Source organism: Streptomyces sp. NPDC001415, from assembly GCF_053597395.1.
This window is the reverse complement of record NZ_JBSFIE010000010.1, coordinates 243,537-261,720: the sequence shown is the minus strand read 5'-3', so window position 1 is coordinate 261,720 and position 18,184 is coordinate 243,537. Positions and strand designations below refer to the sequence as shown.

The following is an 18,184-nucleotide window of genomic DNA, read 5'->3' as shown; positions in this document are numbered from 1 at the left end:
GCAGGTTCCCGGCATGGGCATCGTCAGCTGGATCGTTCTCGGCCTGCTCGCCGGGGCGATCGCCAAGATCCTGCTCCCCGGCCGCGACCCGGGCGGCCTGATCGGCACGACCCTCATAGGCGTCGCGGGAGCGTTCGTCGGCGGCTGGATATCGGCCCGCTGGCTCGACCGCCCGATCGCCAACCACTTCTACGACGGCGCCACTTGGGCGGCGGCGATCGGCGGCTCGCTCGTCCTGCTGATCATCTACCGCATCCTGTTCGGAAACTCGCGAAGCCGCTGACCAGCGATTGGGGGACTACGCGAGCCCGGTCTCGCGAAGGGTGATGTTGAGCCGGCCACTGTTCAGACCGGTCGCCGGATCGCCCGTCCCCGGCAGCACCTTGGGCACGCCGTGGTACGCGAACCGGGCGGGCCCGCCGAAGACGAACAGGTCGCCGGAGCCCAACTCCACATCCGTATAAGGGCGCCCGCGGTTCTCACTGTTGCCGAACCGGAAGACGCAACTGTCTCCGATACTGAGCGAGACCACGGGCGCCCCGGACCTCTCGTCCTTGTCCTGGTGGAGCCCCATCTTGGCGGAGCCGTCGTAGAAGTTGATGAGCGCGGTGTCGGGGGAGTAGCGCTCGGCCGCGCCCGGATCGTCGTACGCCGCGGCGACCGCGGATCGCCCCAACTCGCCCAGCCAGTCCGGGAATGGGGCGACAGGGAGCCCGTTCACATCCGTCGCGGTACGGGTGTACCGGTAGGGCTGCCAGTGCCACCCGACGCACACCGTCCGCACGGACATGACACCGCCGTTGGGCAGTACGGTGTGGCGGATCGGCACCGGGCCGCGCGCCCAGTCCCGACAGGCGGCGACGAGCTCGCGCTGCCGGTCGGGCGAGAGCCAGCCCGGCACGTGGACGGCCCCGGGCGCGACCTCTGCCCGCGCGGGCAGAGGCAGCCGGAACAGCCCCTCACTCACGGCGCCGGAGCCGGCCTGAGGGCGCCCTCAAGCCCGAGCAGCGCCTGCTTCCGCTCAAGCCCGCCGGCGTACCCCTTGAGGGACCCGTCGGAGCCGATCACGCGATGGCAGGGCCGCACCACGAGCAGCGGGTTCCGCCCGATGGCGGTGCCGACCGCCCGCACCTGCACGGAGGAGGCCCCGATCCGCCGGGCGATCTCCCCGTACGAAGCCGTCGTCCCGTACTCGATGGCGTCCAGCTGGGCCCAGACCCGGCGCTGGAAATCGGTGCCGGGCGCCTCGGCCGCGTACTCGATGTCGAAACGGGTCAGCTCCCCGGCGAAGTACGCGCCCAGCTGCGCGGCGATGCCGGCGAAGGCCTCGGGCGCGAGCCGCCACCCGTCCTGGACGGCGGCGCCGCCCTTCTGCCCCGGCACGGAAAGCGAAACCAGCGCGGTCCCGCCCGGCGCGGTAGCCGACTCCACCCCGACGAGCAACAGCTCACCCAGAGGGCTGTCGAGGGTCGCATAGACAGTCATCGCACGTTCCTTCCCTTGCGTACGACACCGAGTCTGCGACCCCCGCCCACCGCGTGCTGGCGGAAATCGGACATCACGTCCGGCCGCCCCAGGCCCGCTCGGCGAACGGCGCGAGCTTGGTCAGCGGTAGTTCACGAACTGGATGGCGAAGTCGAAGTCCTTGCCCTTGAGCAGCGCCTGGACGGCCTGGAGGTCGTCGCGGCTCTTCGAGGAGACACGGAGCTCGTCGCCCTGGACCTGCGCCTTGACACCCTTGGGGCCCTCGTCGCGGATGACCTTCGCGACCTTCTTGGCGTTGTCCTGGGAGATGCCCTCCTCGATGGAGGCGAAGATCTTGTACTCCTTGCCGGACAGCTGCGGCTCGCCCGCGTCCAGCGACTTCAGGGAGATGCCCCGCTTGATCAGCTTGGTCTCGAAGATGTCGAGGATCGCCTTGACCCGCTCCTCGCCGTTCGCCTGCATCAGGATCTTCTCGCCGGACCACGAGATCGAGGCGTCCGTGCCCTTGAAGTCGTAGCGCTGCGAGATCTCCTTCGCGGCCTGGTTGAGGGCGTTGTCGACCTCCTGCCGCTCGACCTTCGAGACGATGTCGAAACTGGAGTCGGCCATGTCCTGTGGCTCCTTGGATCGGGTGCGTGTCGGGTGCGCACGACCCCTGCGGCCGAGCGCGCGGCGACCCGGCCCCACTGCCGAACCACCGCCCCAAAGCCTAGCCACCCCGTGCCCGGCAAAGCGCTGATCAATGGGGTGGCGAAGCACCCCTGGGCATCGGGTATCGTTTACGTCGTTGCCACGGAGCACCGCCGAAAGCGGGAATCCGGCGGCGACATCCCATGGCGGTGTGCCCGAGTGGCCAATGGGAACGGACTGTAAATCCGTCGGCTCTGCCTACCCAGGTTCGAATCCTGGCGCCGCCACACTGGGTGAGACCCCCGTCCTCCTGCGGAAACGCAGAGGGCGGGGGTTTCTTCGTTGGCAGGCGGTGATTTTCCCGGAGCGAAGACGGGTGAGCTGTCTCACTCCGCGAGCGCCTTTGCGGGAGCGCGGGCGATCGCGCCCCCGGCGGACGTCAGTTCCCCGCCACGCCCTTGACCGCGACCGTCACCGGCGTCGAGCCCGAGACCAGTTCCAGGGTCAGGCCCGCTGTCGCCGGGGTGTCCAGGAGTTCGGCCAGGACCGCGGCCACGTCGTCCCGGGGGATCGCGCCGTGGCCCGTCGAGGCGGCCAGGGAGACCAGGCCCTTGCCCGCGTCGTTGGTGAGGCTTCCGGGGCGCAGGACCGTCCAGTCCAGGGTCGTGCGGGAGCGTACGGCGTCGTCGGCGGCGCCCTTCGCGCGCAGGTAGGCGTCGAAGACGCCGTCGCCGCGGTGGGCCGCGTCCGCGCCCATCGACGAGACGATGACGTACCGGCGTACGCCCGCGCGTTCGGCCGCGTCGGCGCACAGGACGGCCGCCGCCCGGTCCACCGTCTCCTTGCGGGCGGCGTCGCTGCCCGGGCCCGCGCCCGCCGCGAACACCACCGCGTCCGCGCCCCGGAGCGCCTCGGCCACGGCGTCCACCGAAGCCGACTCCAGGTCGAGGACCACCGGCTCGGCGCCGGCTTGTCGCAGGTCGTCCGCCTGTTCCGGCTTGCGGATGATTCCCGCGACCTCTTCGCCGCGCGCCGCCAGCAGGCGTTCGAGCCGCAGCGCGATCTGACCGTGACCTCCAGCAATGACAATGCGCATGCTGACGACGGTAGCCGGAGATGCGGCGGCCCGCTGGTGGAGCGGCGACCTCGTCACCCGGGCTCGCCGCGTCCGGGGTCCGGCCTGCCCTGGCGGGGGAGGCCGAGGGCGACCGCGGCGGCGGAGTCGCAGTACTCGCGTACCGCGCTCGTGCGGGCGACCACCCGGCCGCGGTGGATGACGATGCGGCTGTAGGCGAGCGAGAGGATGCCCGCGATGCGTTCGCCGCGTACGGCGAGCAGTTCGGCCGGGAAGCCGGCCTCGACCCGTACCTCCGGAAGGCCCATCGTCTGCCGGGCCACCGTGCTGACCGCCGCGTACGCGTCCTCGGGGCGCATGCCGGCCTGGGAGGCGAGGAGGTAGGCGGCCTCCAGGGGGTCGCCCCGGCCGACCGGGTTGGATACATCGCGCAACGCGCCGCTCCCGGCGGCCAGTCGGACCCCGGCGGCCCTCAACAGGCGTACGGGAGCGGCCCCTTGACGGTCCGTCATGCCGCAGCCTCCCTGGGGAAGGCAGGTCACCGCGACTCCCGCGGAGGCGAGTTGGTCGGCGGCGCGCGCCGCGGTGTCGCGGGGCAGGCGGGAGAGGCCACCGCAGGGGCCGATCGCGACGCCGGGGCGCAGGCCGCCGGACATGGCCGCGAGCCGGGCCAGGCGGGCCGGGTCGGTGCCGTCGGTGTGCAGGTCGACCGCGCAGCCGTGCTCGGCGGCGAGCTCCAGGACGGCCTCCGCGTACCCGGCCGGGTCGGCGTCCAGATCGGGGCAGCCGCCCACCACCGAGGCACCCATCTTCACCGCGTCGCGCAGCATGGCGAGCCCGTCCGCGCCGGCCACCCCGGTGAGCAGCCGCGGCACGGCGACCACCGTGAGCTCGGTGAGGCCGCGCAGCGAGCGGCGGGTCTGGAGCACCGCCTCCAGCGGGTCGAGCCCGCTGACCTCGTCGATGCGTACGTGCGAACGCAGCGCGGTGGCGCCGTGCCCGAGCTGGAGCAGGGCGGCCTCGGTGGCCCGGCGCTGGACCTCCTCGACGGCGTACGAGACCGGTCCCTCCGTGCTGAAGGCGGTCAGGGCGGTGTCGCTGTGGGCGTGCGGCTCGGCGGGGGCGGGCAGCAGCAGGAAGCCGTTCAGGTCGACGCGGGAGGAGCCGTGCGCGGTGAGGCTGCCCGCGGTGCCCACCGCCTCGATGCGGCCGCCGCAGAGCCGCACGTCCACGGTGCGCCCGTCGGCGAGCCGGGCGCCGCACAGCAGCAGGGAGCCGGAGGAGATGGGTTCGGGGCCTTCGCCGGTGCCGGGGGAGTGGGCCGGCTGCTGGTGGCTGTCGGACATCGCGCTCCTGATCGGGCTCGGGTGATCGGGCTCGGGCGGGCATGATCACGCAGCGTGAGGCGAGCCTAGGGGCGGTCAACCCGCGCATCGAGGAGGAGCGCAATAGTCGTACCGGTGTGGCCCTGAGTGGCCTACGAGACCGGTGGGGCGGGGCCTCGGGAGGCCGCCCGCTGGGCGGCACGAAACGGATTTGGGCGATCGGCGAGGGAGCGTGTAATGTCTTCATCGCTCGCCCCAATAGCTCAGTCGGTAGAGCGTCTCCATGGTAAGGAGAAGGTCTACGGTTCGATTCCGTATTGGGGCTCTGGTGCGGAAGCCCTCACCTTCGGGTGAGGGACTCCGTGTCAAAGCGGTGTAGCTCAGTCGGTAGAGCAAGCGGCTCATAATCGCTGTGTCACCGGTTCAAGTCCGGTCACCGCTACACACAGTAGCCGATTGTGGGGTCGGTCCTTCGATCGGCTACTCTTTCATGCGTTCATCCGTCAATCCGTCCGTCAAGGAGCACTCACGTGGCTGCCACCGACGTCCGCCCGAAGATCACGCTGGCCTGCGTGGAGTGCAAGGAGCGGAACTACATCACCAAGAAGAACCGGCGTAACAACCCGGACCGTCTTGAGATGAAGAAGCACTGCCCGCGCTGCAACTCGCACACCGCGCACCGCGAGACCCGTTAATCACGGCGTCTGGCATTCAGGCTCGTTCGAGAGGCCGTTCCCCACAGCGGGGGGCGGTCTCTCGGCGTTTCCCACCCGAGCCCGGCGCACGAGACTAGATTCTCCGTACGAGATCCGAACCCTCATTCGCAGGAGGTAGCCAGCAGATGGCGCTCGACCAGTCTTTCGTGGGGCGGACCTATCCGCCCACCGCCCCGTACGAGGTCGGCCGCGAGAAGATCCGCGAGTTCGCTGTGGCGATCGGGGACGAGAACCCGGCCTACACCGACCCGGAGGCGGCCAAGTCGCTCGGCCACACCGATGTGATCGCGCCGCCGACTTTTGTGTTTGCCCTCACGTTCAAGGCGGCGGGGCAGGTCATCGAGGACCCGCAGCTGGGCCTGGATTACAGCCGCGTGGTGCACGGCGACCAGAAGTTCGCGTACAGCCGCCCGGTCCGCGCGGGCGACCGCCTGACCGTCACGTCCACCATCGAGGCGATCAAGTCGCTCGCGGGCAACGACATCATGGACATCCGGGGCGAGGTCCACGACGAGGTAGGCGAACACGTCGTGACCGCGTGGACCAAGCTCGTGTCCCGAGCGCCCGAGGGGGCCTGACATGACCGCGAAGATCCGTTACGAGGACGTGCAGCCCGGCACCGAACTGCCGTCCGCGTCCTTCCCTGTGAGCCGCGCCACGCTCGTCCAATACGCGGGCGCTTCCGGGGACTTCAATCCGATCCACTGGAACGAGAAGTTCGCGAAGGAGGTCGGGCTGCCCGACGTCATCGCGCACGGCATGTTCACGATGGCGGAGGCGGTGCGGGTGGTCACGGACTGGGTCGGCGACCCGGGTGCGGTGGCTGAGTACGGCGTGCGTTTCACCAAGCCGGTCGTGGTCCCGAACGACGAGACCGGCGCGCTGATCGAGGTCAGCGCCAAGGTGGCGGCGAAGCTGGACGACGAGGCGCGGACGGTACGCGTGGACCTCACCGCGATGAGCGCGGGCCAGAAGGTGCTCGGGATGTCGCGAGCGGTCGTACGCCTGGCCTGAGGCGCGTGAGCGGGACTCCGGGCCGCTCCCCGGAGTCCCGCCGACGTATCGCTTGACGAAGTTAGTAATCAGCCACTAACTTAGCTTCATGGTCAGGATGAGCGCAGAAGAGAGGCGCGAGAGCGTCATTCGTGCGGCGATGGTGGAGTTCGCCCGCGGCGGCTACCACGGCACGTCCACCGAGACGATCGCCAAGCGGGTGGGCGTCTCGCAGCCGTACCTCTTCCGCCTGTTCCCGAACAAGCAGGCCATCTTCCTCGCGGCGTCCGACCGGTGCATCGAGGAGACCGTCGCGGTCTTCCGGGGCGCGGCCGAAGGGCTCGAAGGCGAGGCGGCGCTGCATGCCATGGCCGCGGCGTACCAGGCGCTCATCGCCGAGGACCGGGACAAGCTGCTCCTCCAGATGCAGACCTATGTGGCCGCGGCCTCCGCGGAGGCGGCCGGCGACCTGGAGTTCGGCAAGGCGGTGCGGGCCGGCTGGACGGAGCTGTACGACACGGTCCACCTGGCGCTGGGCGCGGACCCGGCCGAGACGACGACGTTCCTGGCGTACGGGATGCTCATCAACACCCTTGTGGCGCTGGGGTTTCCGCCCGAGGACCGAGTCTGGAAGGGCTTCTACGAATCGGCCCAGCCGAGGCCGGGTAGTGGCGGGGCCGCTGCCGCGGAGTGACCGGACCGGACCGAACCCGAACCAGATCATCGGGGCGGGGTTCTTCTTGGGCCCCAGCCTCTTTCATGGGTACTGAAGTTAGTCATTGATAACTAACCCGCCAAGGGGGAGTCATGTCGGAGAAGAAGCCGGAAAGGCTGCGCAACGGAACGAGTCGGCGCGGGGGTGCGGGGTGGGCGCTGGTGATCACCAGCGTCGCCGGGTTCATGGCGGCGCTGGACAACCTCGTCGTCACCACCGCGCTTCCGTCGATCCGCGAGGACCTCGGGGGAGCGCTGGACGACCTCGAATGGACGGTGAGCGCGTACACCCTCACCTTCGCGGTGCTGCTGATGTTCGGGGCGGCGCTGGGTGACCGGTTCGGCCGCCGCAAGCTCTTCATCACCGGGCTGACGATCTTCACCGGCGCCTCGGCGGGGGCCGCGCTGGCTCCCGGGATCAACGGGCTGATCGCGGCCCGCGCGATACAGGGGGTCGGCGCCGCGATCATGATGCCGCTGACCCTCACGCTGCTGACCGCGGCCGTGCCCGCCGCCAAGCGCGGGATGATGTACGGGATCTGGGGCGCGGTGAACGGCCTCGCGGTGGCCTCGGGGCCGCTGATCGGCGGCAGCCTGACCGAGCACGTGTCCTGGCAGTGGATCTTCTGGCTGAACGTTCCGCTCGGCCTGCTCACGCTTCCCCTGGCCCGGCTGCGCCTGAACGAGTCGTACGGCACGGGCGCCCGCCTCGACATCGTGGGCACGCTCCTGGCCAGCGGCGGGCTCTTCGGGATTGTGTACGCGCTGATCCGCGGCAACCCCGACGGGTGGACCAGCGCGACCGTACTGACCGGCCTGATCGCCGGTTCGGCGCTCCTCGTGGGCTTCGTGGCCCACGGCACCCGCAGCGCGAACCCGATGCTGCCGATGCGGCTGTTCCGCAGCCGGGCGTTCTCCGCGATCAACGCGGCGAGCCTGCTGATGTTCGTCGGGATGTTCGGCTCGATCTTCCTGCTCAGCCAGTTCCTGCAGAACGTCATCGGCTATTCGCCGACCGAGGCGGGGCTGCGGATGCTGCCCTGGACCGGGATGCCGATGATCGCCGCGCCGATAGCCGGGTTCCTCTCCGACCGGATCGGAGGGCGGCCGGTCGTCGCCACCGGCCTCGCGCTCCAGGCCATCGGGCTCGGGTGGTTCGCCGCGATCATCTCGCCGGACGTGTCGTACGGGGCGCAGCTGCCGGCGTTGATCATCAGCGGCATCGGGATGGGGCTGTACTTCGCACCGGCCGCCAATCTGGTGATGTCCAGCGTGCGGCCCTCGGAGCAGGGCATCGCCTCCGGGGCGAACAACGCGCTGCGGGAGGTCGGAGGTGCGCTCGGCATCGCGGTGCTGGCGTCGGTGTTCTCCGCGCAGGGCGGGTACGGGTCGGCGCGGGCCTTCGTGGACGGCCTCGGCCCGGCGCTCTGGGTGGGGGCGGGAGTGGTCGCGGTGGCGGCGGCATCGGCCCTGCTGCTCCCCGGGCGCACCGCGCAGGCCCGGGTGGAGCCGGCGCCGGAGGCGCCTGAGGAGGTGCGGGAGTTGGTCGGCTGACGGTTGCGGGTTGCCGTGCGGCGCTGGGCGGGCTGGGGTGTGTTTTCCCGCCCGCCCGCCCGTTTGCGCACTCCCGGGAGGCGCGGCACCGCCCGGAAGCCCGTTTGCGTACTCCAGGGAGGCGCGGCACCGGTGGGGCCGACCGCAGGGCGGCGCGGCCCCGTCGGCCCGCCCCCGTACGCTGGACCCCGTGCAGGAACTTCACGACGCTCCCCTCGCCCCCCTGACCACCCTCCGCCTCGGCGGCCCGGCGGATCGGCTGGTCACGGCCACCACCGACGCCGAGGTCATCGACGCCGTACGCGAGGCCGACGACAGTGGCACCCCGCTGCTGGTCATCGGCGGGGGCAGCAACCTGCTCATCGGGGACAAGGGCTTCGCCGGAACCGCCCTGCGCATCGCCACCCGCGGCTTCGAGCTCGACGGCACCCGCCTCGAACTCGCCGCCGGTGAAGTGTGGAGCGACGCCGTCGCCAGGAGCGTCGAGGCCGGGCTCGCCGGTATCGAGTGCCTCGCCGGTATCCCGGGCTCGGCCGGCGCGACCCCGATCCAGAACGTCGGGGCGTACGGCCAGGAAGTGTCCAGCACCATCACGCACGTGGTCGCCTACGACCGCCTCGACCGCACCACCGTCACCATCCGCAACGCCGAGTGCGACTTCTCGTACCGAAACAGCCGCTTCAAGCAGCACCCGGACCGCTATGTCGTACTCCGCGTCGTCTTCGAGCTGGAGGACGCCGGGGGGCTCTCCGCGCCGGTCAAGTACGCCGAGACCGCCCGGACGCTCGGCGTGGAGGCCGGCGACCGCGTCCCCGCCGCCACCGCCCGCGAGACCGTGCTGAAGCTGCGCGCCGGCAAGGGCATGGTGCTCGACCCGGAGGACCACGACACGTGGTCGGCGGGCTCGTTCTTCACCAACCCGATCCTCCCCAACGAGGCGTACGCGGCCTTCGTCGCCCGCGCCCAGGAGCGCCTCGGCGCCGAGGTGACGCCCCCGGCCTGGCCCGTCGGCGCCGACCGCACCAAGACCTCCGCCGCCTGGCTGATCGACAAGGCGGGCTTCACGAAGGGCTACGGAACCGGCCCCGCCCGGATCTCCACGAAGCACACGCTCGCGTTGACGAACCGCGGAGGCGCCAGGACCGAGGACCTGCTGGCGCTGGCCCGCGAAGTGGTCGCAGGGGTGGAGCTGGCCTTCGGTGTGACCCTGGTGAACGAGCCGGTGGCGGTCGGCGTAGAGCTTTAGGCAGGGGTGTGGAGCGGCGTAGGGCGTAGAGATCCGAGAGCCGAGCGCCCCGTGCCGCTCGGCCCGCAACCCCTCAGTACGCCACGCCTCAATAGCCTCAGAGGCCTCAGTACGCCACTCCCACCCCCTGCTTCACCGTCGCCGGGTCGTTCACGCAGGCCAGCATCGCGTGCGCCACGTCCGGGCGGGCGATGGTGCGGCCCGCCTTGGGATTGCCGCCGATGACCCGGCGGTAGGTCCCGGTGAGCGGCTTGTCGGTGAGTTTGGGCGGGCGTACGGACGTCCAGTCCGTGGCGCTGGCCGCCAACTCGGCCTCCATGGCGCGGAGATCGGTGTACACGTCCTTCAGGATCGCGCTGATCATGGACCGCATACCGCGGTCGAGGAGCCCGTCGCCGGGTGCCTCCGGCCCGACCGGCGCCGCGCTCACGACGATCAGCCGCCGCGTCCCCTCGGACTCCATCGCGGCCAGTACGGACCGCGTGAGGCGGGTCGTGATCCCGGCGTCGGAGCGTTTGCGGGCGCCGAGACCGGACAGGACCGCGTGCCGCCCGGCCACCGCTCCGCGCAGCGACTCGGGGTCGGTCAGATCGGCCTTGACGACATCGAGGCCCGCGCCGGTCACGGCGAACCTGGCCGGATCGCGCACCACCGCCGTGACCTCGTGCCCCGAAGCCAGCGCCTGCTTGACGATTTCCTGGCCGATGCCTCCTGTGGCACCGAAAACCGTGAGCCTCATCGCTTCACCCTCCTAGGGTGGGTAAGTATTCACTCACTCCGTCCACCACTAGAGTGAGTAAGTACTCACCCACTAGTCAAGCCCCGTTGGAGCACACATGCAGTCGCCGCCGGCCCGCGCCCGCATCGTCGACGCCGCGCACGAGCTCATGCTCACCATCGGCCTCGCCCGCGCCACGACGAAGGAGATCGCGAAGGCGGCGGGGTGCTCGGAGGCGGCGCTCTACAAGCACTTCGCGAGCAAGGAGGACCTGTTCGTGACGGTCCTGAAGGAGCGGCTGCCGAAACTGGGCCCGCTGGTGGAGCGGCTCGCCGAGTCGCCGGGGGAGCGGTCGGTGGAGGAGAACCTGACGGAGATCGCCCGCCAGGCCGCGCTGTTCTACGCGGAGAGCTTTCCGATCGCGGCATCGCTGTACGCGGATCCGCAGCTCAAGCGGCGGCACGACGAGGCTCTGCGGGAGCTCGGCTCCGGTCCGCACATGCCGATCGAGTGGGTGGACGGGTACCTCCGGGCGGAGCGTTCGGCGGGCCGGATCCGTCAGGACGCCGACACCTATGCGGCCGCGTCGCTGCTGCTCGGCGCGTGCGCGCAGCGGGCGTTCGCCTACGACATGACGCCGTCCGGGGAGCCCCCTCAGACGCGGGAGGAGTTTGCGCGGGGGGTGGCGCGGACCCTTTTGCGGGGCATCGGCTAGGCGTGTCGTCCGTGGACAGTGCGTGGCCGGACGCGCCGTTCCCCGCGCCCCCGAAGGGCGCTGGACAGCGCCGGCATCAACCGGCCAGCCACCCCTCCACCCCCGCAAGCAGCTTCCCCTGGACCTCGGGTGGCGCGGCCGAGCCCCGGATCGACTGGCGGGCCAATTCCGCCAGTTCCTCGTCGGTGAACGCATGGTGGTGGCGGGCGATTTCGTACTGGGCGGCCAGACGGGACCCGAAGAGCAGGGGGTCGTCCGCGCCCAGCGCCATGGGGACGCCCGCGTCGTACAGGGCCCGCAGCGGCACGTCCTCCGGCTTCTCGTAGACGCCGAGGGCGACGTTGGACGCGGGGCAGACCTCGCAGGTGACGCCCTTGTCGGCGAGGCGGCGCAGGAGGCGGGGGTCCTCGGCCGCCCGCACCCCGTGGCCGACGCGCCGCGCGTGCAGATCGTCGAGGCAGTCGCGTACGGAGGCCGGGCCGGAGAGCTCGCCGCCGTGCGGGGCCGCGAGCAGGCCGCCCTCGCGGGCGATCGCGAAGGCGCGGTCGAAGTCCCTTGCCATGCCCCGGCGTTCGTCGTTGGAGAGCCCGAAGCCGACCACGCCGCGATCGGCGTAGCGGACCGCGAGCCGGGCCAGGGTGCGCGCGTCCAGGGGGTGCTTCATCCGGTTCGCCGCGACGACGACGCGCATGCCGAGCCCGGTCTCGCGCGACGCGGAGTCGACCGCGTCCAGGATGATCTCCAGCGCCGGGATCAGCCCGCCGAGCAGCGGCGCGTACGAGGTCGGGTCGACCTGGATCTCCAGCCACCCGGAACCGTCCCGGACGTCCTCCTCGGCGGCCTCGCGCACCAGGCGCCGGATGTCCTCGGGGGCGCGCAGACAGGACCGCGCCGCATCGTAGAGGCGCTGGAAGCGGAACCAGCCGCGCTCGTCGGTGGCCCGCAGCTTCGGCGGCTCGGCGCTGGTCAGCGCGTCGGGCAGCCGTACGCCGTACTTGTCGGCGAGTTCGAGCAGGGTCGAGGGCCGCATGGACCCGGTGAAGTGCAGATGCAGATGAGCCTTCGGCAGGTCTCGTACGTCGCGAACGTGCTCCATCCACGGATCTTGCCGCACCCCGCTGACATCCGACAGCCCCTTTCCCCGATCGGGACCGCCTCCGAACGCAGAAACGGGGGCAGTACCTCATGTGAGGTACTGCCCCCGGCCCGGACCCGGAACCGGAACCTAGTCCCGAGCCTCGGCCAGCAGCTTCTGGAGCCGGGAGACGCCCTCGACGAGGTCCTCGTCGCCCAGGGCGTAGGAGAGGCGCAGGTAGCCCGGCGTGCCGAAGGCCTCGCCGGGGACGACCGCGACCTCGGTCTCGTCCAGGATCAGCGCGGCGAGCTCGGCCGAGGTCTGCGGGCGCTTGCCCCGGATCTCCTTGCCGAGCAGGCCCTTGACCGAGGGGTAGGCGTAGAACGCGCCCTCGGGCGTGGGGCAGACCACGCCCTCGATCTCGCTCAGCATGCGCACCATGGTGGTGCGGCGCCTGTCGAAGGACTCCCGCATCTTCGCGACCGCGTCGAGGTTCCCGGAGACGGCGGCCAGCGCAGCGACCTGGGCCACGTTGGACACGTTGGACGTGGCGTGCGACTGGAGGTTGGTCGCGGCCTTCACGACGTCCTTCGGGCCGATGATCCACCCGACCCGCCAGCCGGTCATCGCGAAGGTCTTGGCGACGCCGTTGACGACGATGCACTTGTCGCGAAGCTCGGGCACGATCGCGGGCAGCGAGGTGAACGTGGCGCTGCCGTACACCAGGTGCTCGTAGATCTCGTCGGTCATGACCCACAGGCCGTGCTCGACGGCCCAGCGCCCGATCGCCTCGGCGTCGGCCTCGCTGTAGACGGCGCCGGTGGGGTTGGACGGGGAGACGAACAGGACGACCTTCGTACGCTCCGTACGGGCCGCCTCCAACTGCTCCACCGACACGCGGTAACCGGTGGTCTCGTCGGCCACGACGTCCACCGGAACACCGCCCGCGAGCCGGATCGACTCGGGGTAGGTGGTCCAGTACGGCGCCGGGACGATGACCTCGTCGCCCGGGTCGAGGATCGCCGCGAAGGCCTCGTAGATCGCCTGCTTGCCGCCGTTGGTCACCAGGACCTGCGAGGCGTCGACCTCGTAGCCGGAGTCGCGCAGCGTCTTGGCGGCGATCGCGGCCTTCAGCTCGGGCAGGCCCCCCGCCGGGGTGTAGCGGTGGTACTTCGGGTTGCGGCAGGCCTCGACCGCGGCCTCGACGATGTAGTCGGGCGTCGGGAAGTCGGGCTCGCCCGCGCCGAAGCCGATGACCGGACGCCCGGCGGCCTTGAGGGCCTTGGCCTTGGCGTCGACGGCGAGGGTCGCGGACTCGGAGATGGCGCCGATGCGCGCGGATACCCGGCGCTCGGTGGGGGAGGAAGGCGGGGGAGTTGCAGCGCTCATGCGGGTCATGGTCCCAGACCTCTCATGAGGGGAGCACCCGCGTTTCACGGACCGGTCAGCATGTGGACAGGCGTCCGAGCGGCCCTCTTAAAGAAGCCGTGCGAAGAGGCCCTACGAAGGGGAGACGTAGGTGATGAGGGCGCGGTCGGAAGGTGTTCGGGAGCAAGCTGTTCGACGCCGGGCCCCTGACCACGTACACTCACTGCCTGTTGGCCCTCACCGACCACACCACCACATGCGGTAGGTTGGGGGAACCACAAAGGGTCGTAGCTCAATTGGTAGAGCACTGGTCTCCAAAACCAGCGGTTGGGGGTTCAAGTCCCTCCGGCCCTGCTACACACACCTTCGCCAGGATGTGTGCGCATGTACGTACTTCAATGCACCGCCGTGCGGCTCCACCGGGCGCGGCACGGCCATGACCCGGAATCAGGTGAGAAGCGTGACGGACGCCGTGGGCTCCATCGACATGCCTGATGCCCAGGACGAGGCAGCGGAGTCCAAGGATTCGAAGAAGAAGGCCCGCAAGGGCGGCAAGCGCGGCAAGAAGGGCCCTCTGGGCCGTCTCGCGCTCTTCTACCGGCAGGTTGTTGCCGAACTCCGTAAAGTTGTCTGGCCGACACGCAGCCAGCTGACGACGTACACCTCCGTGGTGATCGTGTTCGTTGTCATCATGATTGGCATCGTGACGTTGATTGACTCCGGCTTCTCGCAGGTAGTCAAGTACGTCTTCGGCTGATCCGCGAAGGGCGCCCCTCAATCGGCGCCCCTTTCGCATGTTCCACCCCATCTGTAGCCAGGAAGAAGCAGCCACCGTGTCTGACCCGAACCTGAACGACGCCATCGAGTCGGTCGAGTCCGTCGAGGACGAGCTCGAAATCATCGAGGCGGCCGACGAGGACGAGGCCGAGGCTGCCGACGCCGCTGCGGGCGAAGCGGCCGAAGAGGCTGCCCTGCACGTCGAGTCCGACGACGCCGAGCCCGAGGCCGAAGCCGTCGAGGCTTCCGACGAGGCCGAGGCCTCCGTCGAATCCGTCGAGGACGAGGACGAGGACGCGTCCGAGGAGTCCGCCGAGGCCTCCGCCGAAGCCGACGAGGACGAGGAGCCGGCGGAGCCCGCCGCCCCCGTCGACCCGGTCGAGGCCCTGCGCCAGGAGCTCCGCTTCCTGCCCGGCGAGTGGTACGTCATCCACACGTACGCCGGTTACGAGAAGCGTGTGAAGGCCAACCTCGAACAGCGTGCCGTCTCGCTGAACGTCGAGGAGTTCATCTACCAGGCCGAGGTCCCCGAAGAGGAGATCGTCCAGATCAAGAACGGCGAGCGCAAGAACGTCCGGCAGAACAAGCTGCCCGGTTACGTTCTCGTCCGCATGGATCTGACGAACGAGTCCTGGGGCGTCGTCCGCAACACCCCCGGTGTCACCGGCTTCGTGGGCAACGCCTACGACCCGTACCCGTTGACCCTCGACGAGATCGTGAAGATGCTCGCCCCGGAGGCCGAGGAGAAGGCCGCCCGCGAGGCCGCCGAGGCCGAGGGCAAGCCGGCTCCGCAGCGCAAGGTCGAGGTCCAGGTCCTGGACTTCGAGGTGGGCGACTCGGTCACCGTCACGGACGGCCCGTTCGCGACGCTGCAGGCGACCATCAACGAGATCAACGCCGACTCGAAGAAGGTCAAGGGCCTTGTCGAGATCTTCGGCCGCGAGACCCCGGTCGAGCTGAGCTTCGACCAGATCCAGAAGAACTAGCAGCCGTAGCCAACCGGCGCTTTCTGGAACCAGCACTTCCGAGCAGGTCAGAGAGGCTCTCGCAGCCCCTCTGACCTGCTCGGTTTTTAGCCGCACAGCTATACCCGCTATCGTTGTGCGGTATGCCTCCATCCGGTTGATCGGATGCAGGCGGTTCACTCTCACTAGGACCCGGAGAGAGCAATGCCTCCCAAGAAGAAGAAGGTCACGGGGCTTATCAAGCTCCAGATCAACGCCGGTGCGGCGAACCCGGCCCCGCCGGTCGGCCCCGCGCTCGGCCAGCACGGCGTCAACATCATGGAGTTCTGCAAGGCCTACAACGCCGCGACCGAGTCGCAGCGTGGCTGGGTGATCCCGGTGGAGATCACGGTCTACGAAGACCGCTCCTTCACCTTCATCACCAAGACTCCGCCGGCCGCGAAGATGATCCTCAAGGCCGCTGGTGTCGAGAAGGGCTCCGGCGAGCCGCACAAGACCAAGGTCGCCAAGATCACCGAGGCCCAGGTCCGCGAGATCGCCACGACGAAGCTCGCCGACCTGAACGCCAACGACCTGGACGCCGCGTCGAAGATCATCGCCGGCACCGCCCGTTCCATGGGCATCACGGTCGAGGGCTGATCTCAGCTCACCCCGTTTGACCTCCAGTGGTAGGGCCAAGCGCTGGCCCGCACCACGACTCCATGCCTGAACCAACACAGGAGCTGAAGTGAAGCGCAGCAAGACTCTCCGCGCTGCGGACGCCAAGATCGACGCGGACAAGCTGTACGCGCCGCTCGAAGCGGTCCGTCTCGCCAAGGAGACCTCCACGACCAAGTTCGACGGCACCGTCGAGGTCGCCTTCCGCCTGGGTGTCGACCCGCGCAAGGCCGACCAGATGGTCCGTGGCACCGTGAACCTCCCGCACGGCACCGGTAAGACCGCCCGGGTCCTGGTCTTCGCGACCGGCGACCGTGCCGAGGCCGCGCTTGCCGCGGGCGCCGACATCGTCGGCTCCGACGAGCTCATCGACGAGGTTTCGAAGGGCCGCCTGGACTTCGACGCCGTCGTCGCCACCCCGGACCTCATGGGCAAGGTCGGCCGCCTCGGCCGCGTGCTCGGTCCCCGTGGTCTGATGCCGAACCCGAAGACCGGCACGGTCACCCCCGACGTCGCCAAGGCGGTCGAGGAGATCAAGGGCGGCAAGATCGAGTTCCGCGTCGACAAGCACTCGAACCTGCACTTCATCATCGGCAAGGTGTCCTTCGACGACGCCAAGCTGGTGGAGAACTACGGTGCGGCTCTGGAGGAGATCCTCCGTCTGAAGCCGTCCGCCGCCAAGGGCCGGTACATCAAGAAGGCGACCATCACCACCACGATGGGCCCGGGTATCTCCCTCGACTCGAACCGCACCCGCAACCTCCTCGTCGAGGAGGACCCGGCCGCCGTCTGATCCCTCGGATCACCGGCAGTCGCGGGTTCGCGCACTGAGGCGTACTGAGACTTACTGACACGTACGTCGCGTGCGTCGCGTACTGAGACCGGCCCCCGCACCTCGTCAGAGGCGCGGGGGCCGGTTTTTTCTGTTTGTGCTGTCAGTGCGCCGCGTTACGGTTGTGACAGTTTTCGTCGGTTTTGATCAATGGGGTGGGACAAGATGAGCAGGTCCGTCAAGCGCGCCGGAATCTCCCTGACGGCGGTCGCGGTGCTGGTGGCGGGGGCCGCCGCGTGCCAGAGCGGGGACTCCAAGAAGGCCGGGGACGCACCGGGGAAGACCGCCGGGCAGTCGAGCTCCAACGCGGCGCGCACGGCGCTCCAGGCGGCGTACAAGAAGACCTCTGCGGCCAAGTCCGCGAAGGTCACCATGAAGATGTCGATGCCGTCCACGGCGGGCGCGGGTGCCGGTGACATGGAGATGTCCGGCGTCCAGTCGTGGAACCCGGCGGCGATGGACTTCACCACGAGCGCGGCCGCCCTCAAGGGCAGGCCCGGTGCCCCGGACAAGTTCCGTACGGTCATGGTGAACAACGTCATGTACATGGACCTGGGTCCCGAGGCGGCTCAGGGGCATGACGGCAAGCGCTGGATGAAGATGGACCTCGGCGCCCTCGCCAAGGACGCCGGCGGCGACGCGATGGCCCAGCAGCTGACCGGCGGCGCGCAGAACCAGGACCCGGCCCAGCAGCTCGCCCTCCTGACGGACTCGCCGAACGTGAAGCACCTCGGCAGCGAGCAGATCGACGGCGCCCCGGCGGAGCACTACAAGGGCACCCTGACGCTGGAGGAGATGGTCGCCGGCAACCAGGGCCTGGACGGCCTGTCCGCGCAGGAGCGCCAGAAGCTCATCGACGGGATGAAGACGGCCGGGATCAAGGGCTACGACACCGAGCTCTGGCTCAACAAGGCGGGCTACCCGGTCCAGATGAACGTCGGCGTCGACACCCCCCAGGGCAAGATCGCGATGAGCGCGCACTACTCGGACTACGGCACCAAGAACACGGTGCAGGCGCCGTCGGCGGGCGACACGTACGACTTCGCCGACATGCTGAAGGGCCTGGACAAGAAGGGCCTGGACATGGGCGACGCCGCCTGAGTCGCGGGGTCCGTATGGGCGGATTTGCTTGACACGGACCACGTAACGTACGCTTCCCCAGAAGCCAAAGACCGCTGGTCGTTGCCGTGCCTTCATTCGAAGGGGCGGTGGCCGAAGGATCCGCTGGATGCGGACGACCCGCGCAGGTGACCGTGGAAAGTTCCCGGATGTTCCTCTTCTGAGTGCAGCTGGTTGAGCTACGCCCCGTGCGCCTGCGCCGGGGCGTTTCGTATTGTTC

At 69.7% G+C, this 18,184-nt stretch carries 21 protein-coding genes and 4 tRNA genes; 17 read left to right on the top strand and 8 right to left on the bottom strand.

What is annotated here, in order from left to right:
• Positions 1-13: 13 nt before the first annotated feature.
• A complete protein-coding gene (locus ACWC2B_RS16910) occupies positions 14-283 on the top strand; it encodes a GlsB/YeaQ/YmgE family stress response membrane protein (RefSeq protein ID WP_450717182.1) in 270 nt (89 codons plus the stop codon).
• Positions 284-298: 15 nt separating this feature from the next.
• Here the strand turns inward: ACWC2B_RS16910 and ACWC2B_RS16905 are convergent, their stop codons facing one another.
• The 3 genes from ACWC2B_RS16905 to ACWC2B_RS16895 all read right to left on the bottom strand — a co-directional run bounded on the left by ACWC2B_RS16905 (position 299) and on the right by ACWC2B_RS16895 (position 2,094).
• Entirely contained in the window at positions 299-967 is a 669-nt protein-coding gene (locus ACWC2B_RS16905) for an alpha-ketoglutarate-dependent dioxygenase AlkB family protein (RefSeq protein WP_450717181.1), read from the bottom strand.
• Positions 964-1,485: a methylated-DNA--[protein]-cysteine S-methyltransferase gene (locus ACWC2B_RS16900; protein ID WP_450717180.1), complete on the bottom strand. Its 522-nt coding sequence runs from the start codon at positions 1,483-1,485 to the stop codon at positions 964-966. Before ACWC2B_RS16900 ends, ACWC2B_RS16905 begins: the two co-directional genes overlap by 4 nt.
• A 120-nt stretch (positions 1,486-1,605) precedes the next feature.
• Entirely contained in the window at positions 1,606-2,094 is a 489-nt protein-coding gene (locus ACWC2B_RS16895) for a YajQ family cyclic di-GMP-binding protein (protein WP_386040727.1), read from the bottom strand.
• 226 nt (positions 2,095-2,320) lie between these two features.
• Here ACWC2B_RS16895 and ACWC2B_RS16890 point away from each other — a divergent pair.
• Positions 2,321-2,402 (top strand) — tRNA-Tyr (locus ACWC2B_RS16890).
• A 152-nt stretch (positions 2,403-2,554) separates the two neighbouring features.
• On the opposite strand, the gene ACWC2B_RS16885 is transcribed toward ACWC2B_RS16890, so the two are convergent.
• Complete coding sequence (locus ACWC2B_RS16885; protein WP_450717179.1) at positions 2,555-3,211, bottom strand: SDR family oxidoreductase; 657 nt, start codon at positions 3,209-3,211, stop codon at positions 2,555-2,557.
• A gap of 53 nt (positions 3,212-3,264) precedes the next feature.
• Positions 3,265-4,536: an amidohydrolase family protein gene (locus tag ACWC2B_RS16880; protein WP_450717178.1), complete on the bottom strand. Its 1,272-nt coding sequence runs from the start codon at positions 4,534-4,536 to the stop codon at positions 3,265-3,267.
• A gap of 231 nt (positions 4,537-4,767) precedes the next feature.
• Here ACWC2B_RS16880 and ACWC2B_RS16875 point away from each other — a divergent pair.
• From ACWC2B_RS16875 to ACWC2B_RS16840, 8 genes are all read left to right on the top strand, one after another.
• Positions 4,768-4,840: transfer RNA gene (locus tag ACWC2B_RS16875), tRNA-Thr, on the top strand.
• 44 nt (positions 4,841-4,884) lie between these two features.
• A tRNA-Met gene (locus tag ACWC2B_RS16870) sits at positions 4,885-4,957 on the top strand.
• A gap of 88 nt (positions 4,958-5,045) precedes the next feature.
• The gene (rpmG, locus tag ACWC2B_RS16865; protein ID WP_003956487.1) at positions 5,046-5,210 is read left to right on the top strand and encodes a 50S ribosomal protein L33; all 165 of its coding nucleotides are present in this window, start codon (positions 5,046-5,048) and stop codon (positions 5,208-5,210) included.
• A 146-nt stretch (positions 5,211-5,356) separates the two neighbouring features.
• Positions 5,357-5,809 carry an FAS1-like dehydratase domain-containing protein gene (locus ACWC2B_RS16860; protein WP_450717177.1) on the top strand — a complete coding sequence of 151 codons (453 nt, stop codon included), beginning with the start codon at positions 5,357-5,359 and terminating at the stop codon, positions 5,807-5,809.
• 1 nt (position 5,810) lies between these two features.
• Entirely contained in the window at positions 5,811-6,245 is a 435-nt protein-coding gene (locus ACWC2B_RS16855; protein ID WP_450717176.1) for a MaoC family dehydratase, read from the top strand.
• Between the two features lie 88 nt (positions 6,246-6,333).
• A complete protein-coding gene (locus tag ACWC2B_RS16850) occupies positions 6,334-6,918 on the top strand; it encodes a TetR/AcrR family transcriptional regulator (RefSeq protein ID WP_450717175.1) in 585 nt (194 codons plus the stop codon).
• A 113-nt stretch (positions 6,919-7,031) separates the two neighbouring features.
• Complete coding sequence (locus ACWC2B_RS16845; protein WP_450717174.1) at positions 7,032-8,492, top strand: DHA2 family efflux MFS transporter permease subunit; 1,461 nt, start codon at positions 7,032-7,034, stop codon at positions 8,490-8,492.
• Positions 8,493-8,682: 190 nt separating this feature from the next.
• Positions 8,683-9,738 (top strand): UDP-N-acetylmuramate dehydrogenase, encoded by a 1,056-nt coding sequence (locus ACWC2B_RS16840; protein WP_450717173.1) that lies wholly within the window; start codon positions 8,683-8,685, stop codon positions 9,736-9,738.
• Positions 9,739-9,844: 106 nt separating this feature from the next.
• Here ACWC2B_RS16840 and ACWC2B_RS16835 read toward each other — a convergent pair whose 3' ends face one another.
• Positions 9,845-10,477, bottom strand: a complete 633-nt coding sequence (locus ACWC2B_RS16835) for an NAD(P)-dependent oxidoreductase (protein ID WP_450717172.1) — start codon at positions 10,475-10,477, stop codon at positions 9,845-9,847.
• A gap of 97 nt (positions 10,478-10,574) precedes the next feature.
• Here ACWC2B_RS16835 and ACWC2B_RS16830 point away from each other — a divergent pair, with 97 nt between their 5' ends.
• Positions 10,575-11,171 carry a TetR/AcrR family transcriptional regulator gene (locus ACWC2B_RS16830; protein WP_450717171.1) on the top strand — a complete coding sequence of 199 codons (597 nt, stop codon included), beginning with the start codon at positions 10,575-10,577 and terminating at the stop codon, positions 11,169-11,171.
• Positions 11,172-11,247: 76 nt separating this feature from the next.
• Here the strand turns inward: ACWC2B_RS16830 and ACWC2B_RS16825 are convergent, their stop codons facing one another.
• Both ACWC2B_RS16825 and ACWC2B_RS16820 read right to left on the bottom strand, forming a co-directional pair.
• Positions 11,248-12,267, bottom strand: a complete 1,020-nt coding sequence (locus ACWC2B_RS16825; protein ID WP_450717170.1) for an adenosine deaminase — start codon at positions 12,265-12,267, stop codon at positions 11,248-11,250.
• A gap of 129 nt (positions 12,268-12,396) precedes the next feature.
• The gene (locus ACWC2B_RS16820; protein ID WP_450717169.1) at positions 12,397-13,635 is read right to left on the bottom strand and encodes a pyridoxal phosphate-dependent aminotransferase; all 1,239 of its coding nucleotides are present in this window, start codon (positions 13,633-13,635) and stop codon (positions 12,397-12,399) included.
• A gap of 260 nt (positions 13,636-13,895) precedes the next feature.
• Between ACWC2B_RS16820 and ACWC2B_RS16815 the strand changes: the two genes are divergently transcribed.
• The 6 genes from ACWC2B_RS16815 to ACWC2B_RS16790 all read left to right on the top strand — a co-directional run bounded on the left by ACWC2B_RS16815 (position 13,896) and on the right by ACWC2B_RS16790 (position 17,946).
• Positions 13,896-13,968: transfer RNA gene (locus tag ACWC2B_RS16815), tRNA-Trp, on the top strand.
• A gap of 106 nt (positions 13,969-14,074) precedes the next feature.
• Positions 14,075-14,371 (top strand): preprotein translocase subunit SecE, encoded by a 297-nt coding sequence (gene secE / locus ACWC2B_RS16810; RefSeq protein ID WP_053731183.1) that lies wholly within the window; start codon positions 14,075-14,077, stop codon positions 14,369-14,371.
• A gap of 76 nt (positions 14,372-14,447) precedes the next feature.
• Complete coding sequence (gene nusG, locus ACWC2B_RS16805) at positions 14,448-15,377, top strand: transcription termination/antitermination protein NusG (protein WP_450717168.1); 930 nt, start codon at positions 14,448-14,450, stop codon at positions 15,375-15,377.
• Between the two features lie 183 nt (positions 15,378-15,560).
• The gene (gene rplK / locus ACWC2B_RS16800) at positions 15,561-15,995 is read left to right on the top strand and encodes a 50S ribosomal protein L11 (RefSeq protein ID WP_053731185.1); all 435 of its coding nucleotides are present in this window, start codon (positions 15,561-15,563) and stop codon (positions 15,993-15,995) included.
• 88 nt (positions 15,996-16,083) lie between these two features.
• A complete protein-coding gene (rplA, locus tag ACWC2B_RS16795) occupies positions 16,084-16,806 on the top strand; it encodes a 50S ribosomal protein L1 (RefSeq protein ID WP_053731186.1) in 723 nt (240 codons plus the stop codon).
• A 204-nt stretch (positions 16,807-17,010) separates the two neighbouring features.
• Positions 17,011-17,946 carry a hypothetical protein gene (locus ACWC2B_RS16790; RefSeq protein ID WP_450717167.1) on the top strand — a complete coding sequence of 312 codons (936 nt, stop codon included), beginning with the start codon at positions 17,011-17,013 and terminating at the stop codon, positions 17,944-17,946.
• Positions 17,947-18,184: the final 238 nt, after the last annotated feature.

What these genes read in the sequence shown, in the direction of transcription:
- ACWC2B_RS16895 (WP_386040727.1), bottom strand. Translation starts at nt 2,094, where the DNA reads ATGGCCGACTCCAGTTTCGACATCGTCTCGAAGGTCGAGCGGCAGGAG.
- ACWC2B_RS16835 (WP_450717172.1), bottom strand. Translation starts at nt 10,477, where the DNA reads ATGAGGCTCACGGTTTTCGGTGCCACAGGAGGCATCGGCCAGGAAATC.
- ACWC2B_RS16790 (WP_450717167.1), top strand. Translation starts at nt 17,011, where the DNA reads ATGAGCAGGTCCGTCAAGCGCGCCGGAATCTCCCTGACGGCGGTCGCG.
- rplK (WP_053731185.1), top strand. Translation starts at nt 15,561, where the DNA reads ATGCCTCCCAAGAAGAAGAAGGTCACGGGGCTTATCAAGCTCCAGATC.
- ACWC2B_RS16845 (WP_450717174.1), top strand. Translation starts at nt 7,032, where the DNA reads ATGTCGGAGAAGAAGCCGGAAAGGCTGCGCAACGGAACGAGTCGGCGC.
- ACWC2B_RS16910 (WP_450717182.1), top strand. Translation starts at nt 14, where the DNA reads ATGGGCATCGTCAGCTGGATCGTTCTCGGCCTGCTCGCCGGGGCGATC.
- ACWC2B_RS16855 (WP_450717176.1), top strand. Translation starts at nt 5,811, where the DNA reads ATGACCGCGAAGATCCGTTACGAGGACGTGCAGCCCGGCACCGAACTG.
- ACWC2B_RS16825 (WP_450717170.1), bottom strand. Translation starts at nt 12,267, where the DNA reads ATGGAGCACGTTCGCGACGTACGAGACCTGCCGAAGGCTCATCTGCAT.
- ACWC2B_RS16850 (WP_450717175.1), top strand. Translation starts at nt 6,334, where the DNA reads ATGGTCAGGATGAGCGCAGAAGAGAGGCGCGAGAGCGTCATTCGTGCG.
- ACWC2B_RS16830 (WP_450717171.1), top strand. Translation starts at nt 10,575, where the DNA reads ATGCAGTCGCCGCCGGCCCGCGCCCGCATCGTCGACGCCGCGCACGAG.
- ACWC2B_RS16900 (WP_450717180.1), bottom strand. Translation starts at nt 1,485, where the DNA reads ATGACTGTCTATGCGACCCTCGACAGCCCTCTGGGTGAGCTGTTGCTC.
- ACWC2B_RS16885 (WP_450717179.1), bottom strand. Translation starts at nt 3,211, where the DNA reads ATGCGCATTGTCATTGCTGGAGGTCACGGTCAGATCGCGCTGCGGCTC.
- ACWC2B_RS16820 (WP_450717169.1), bottom strand. Translation starts at nt 13,635, where the DNA reads ATGAGCGCTGCAACTCCCCCGCCTTCCTCCCCCACCGAGCGCCGGGTA.
- ACWC2B_RS16880 (WP_450717178.1), bottom strand. Translation starts at nt 4,536, where the DNA reads ATGTCCGACAGCCACCAGCAGCCGGCCCACTCCCCCGGCACCGGCGAA.
- ACWC2B_RS16860 (WP_450717177.1), top strand. Translation starts at nt 5,357, where the DNA reads ATGGCGCTCGACCAGTCTTTCGTGGGGCGGACCTATCCGCCCACCGCC.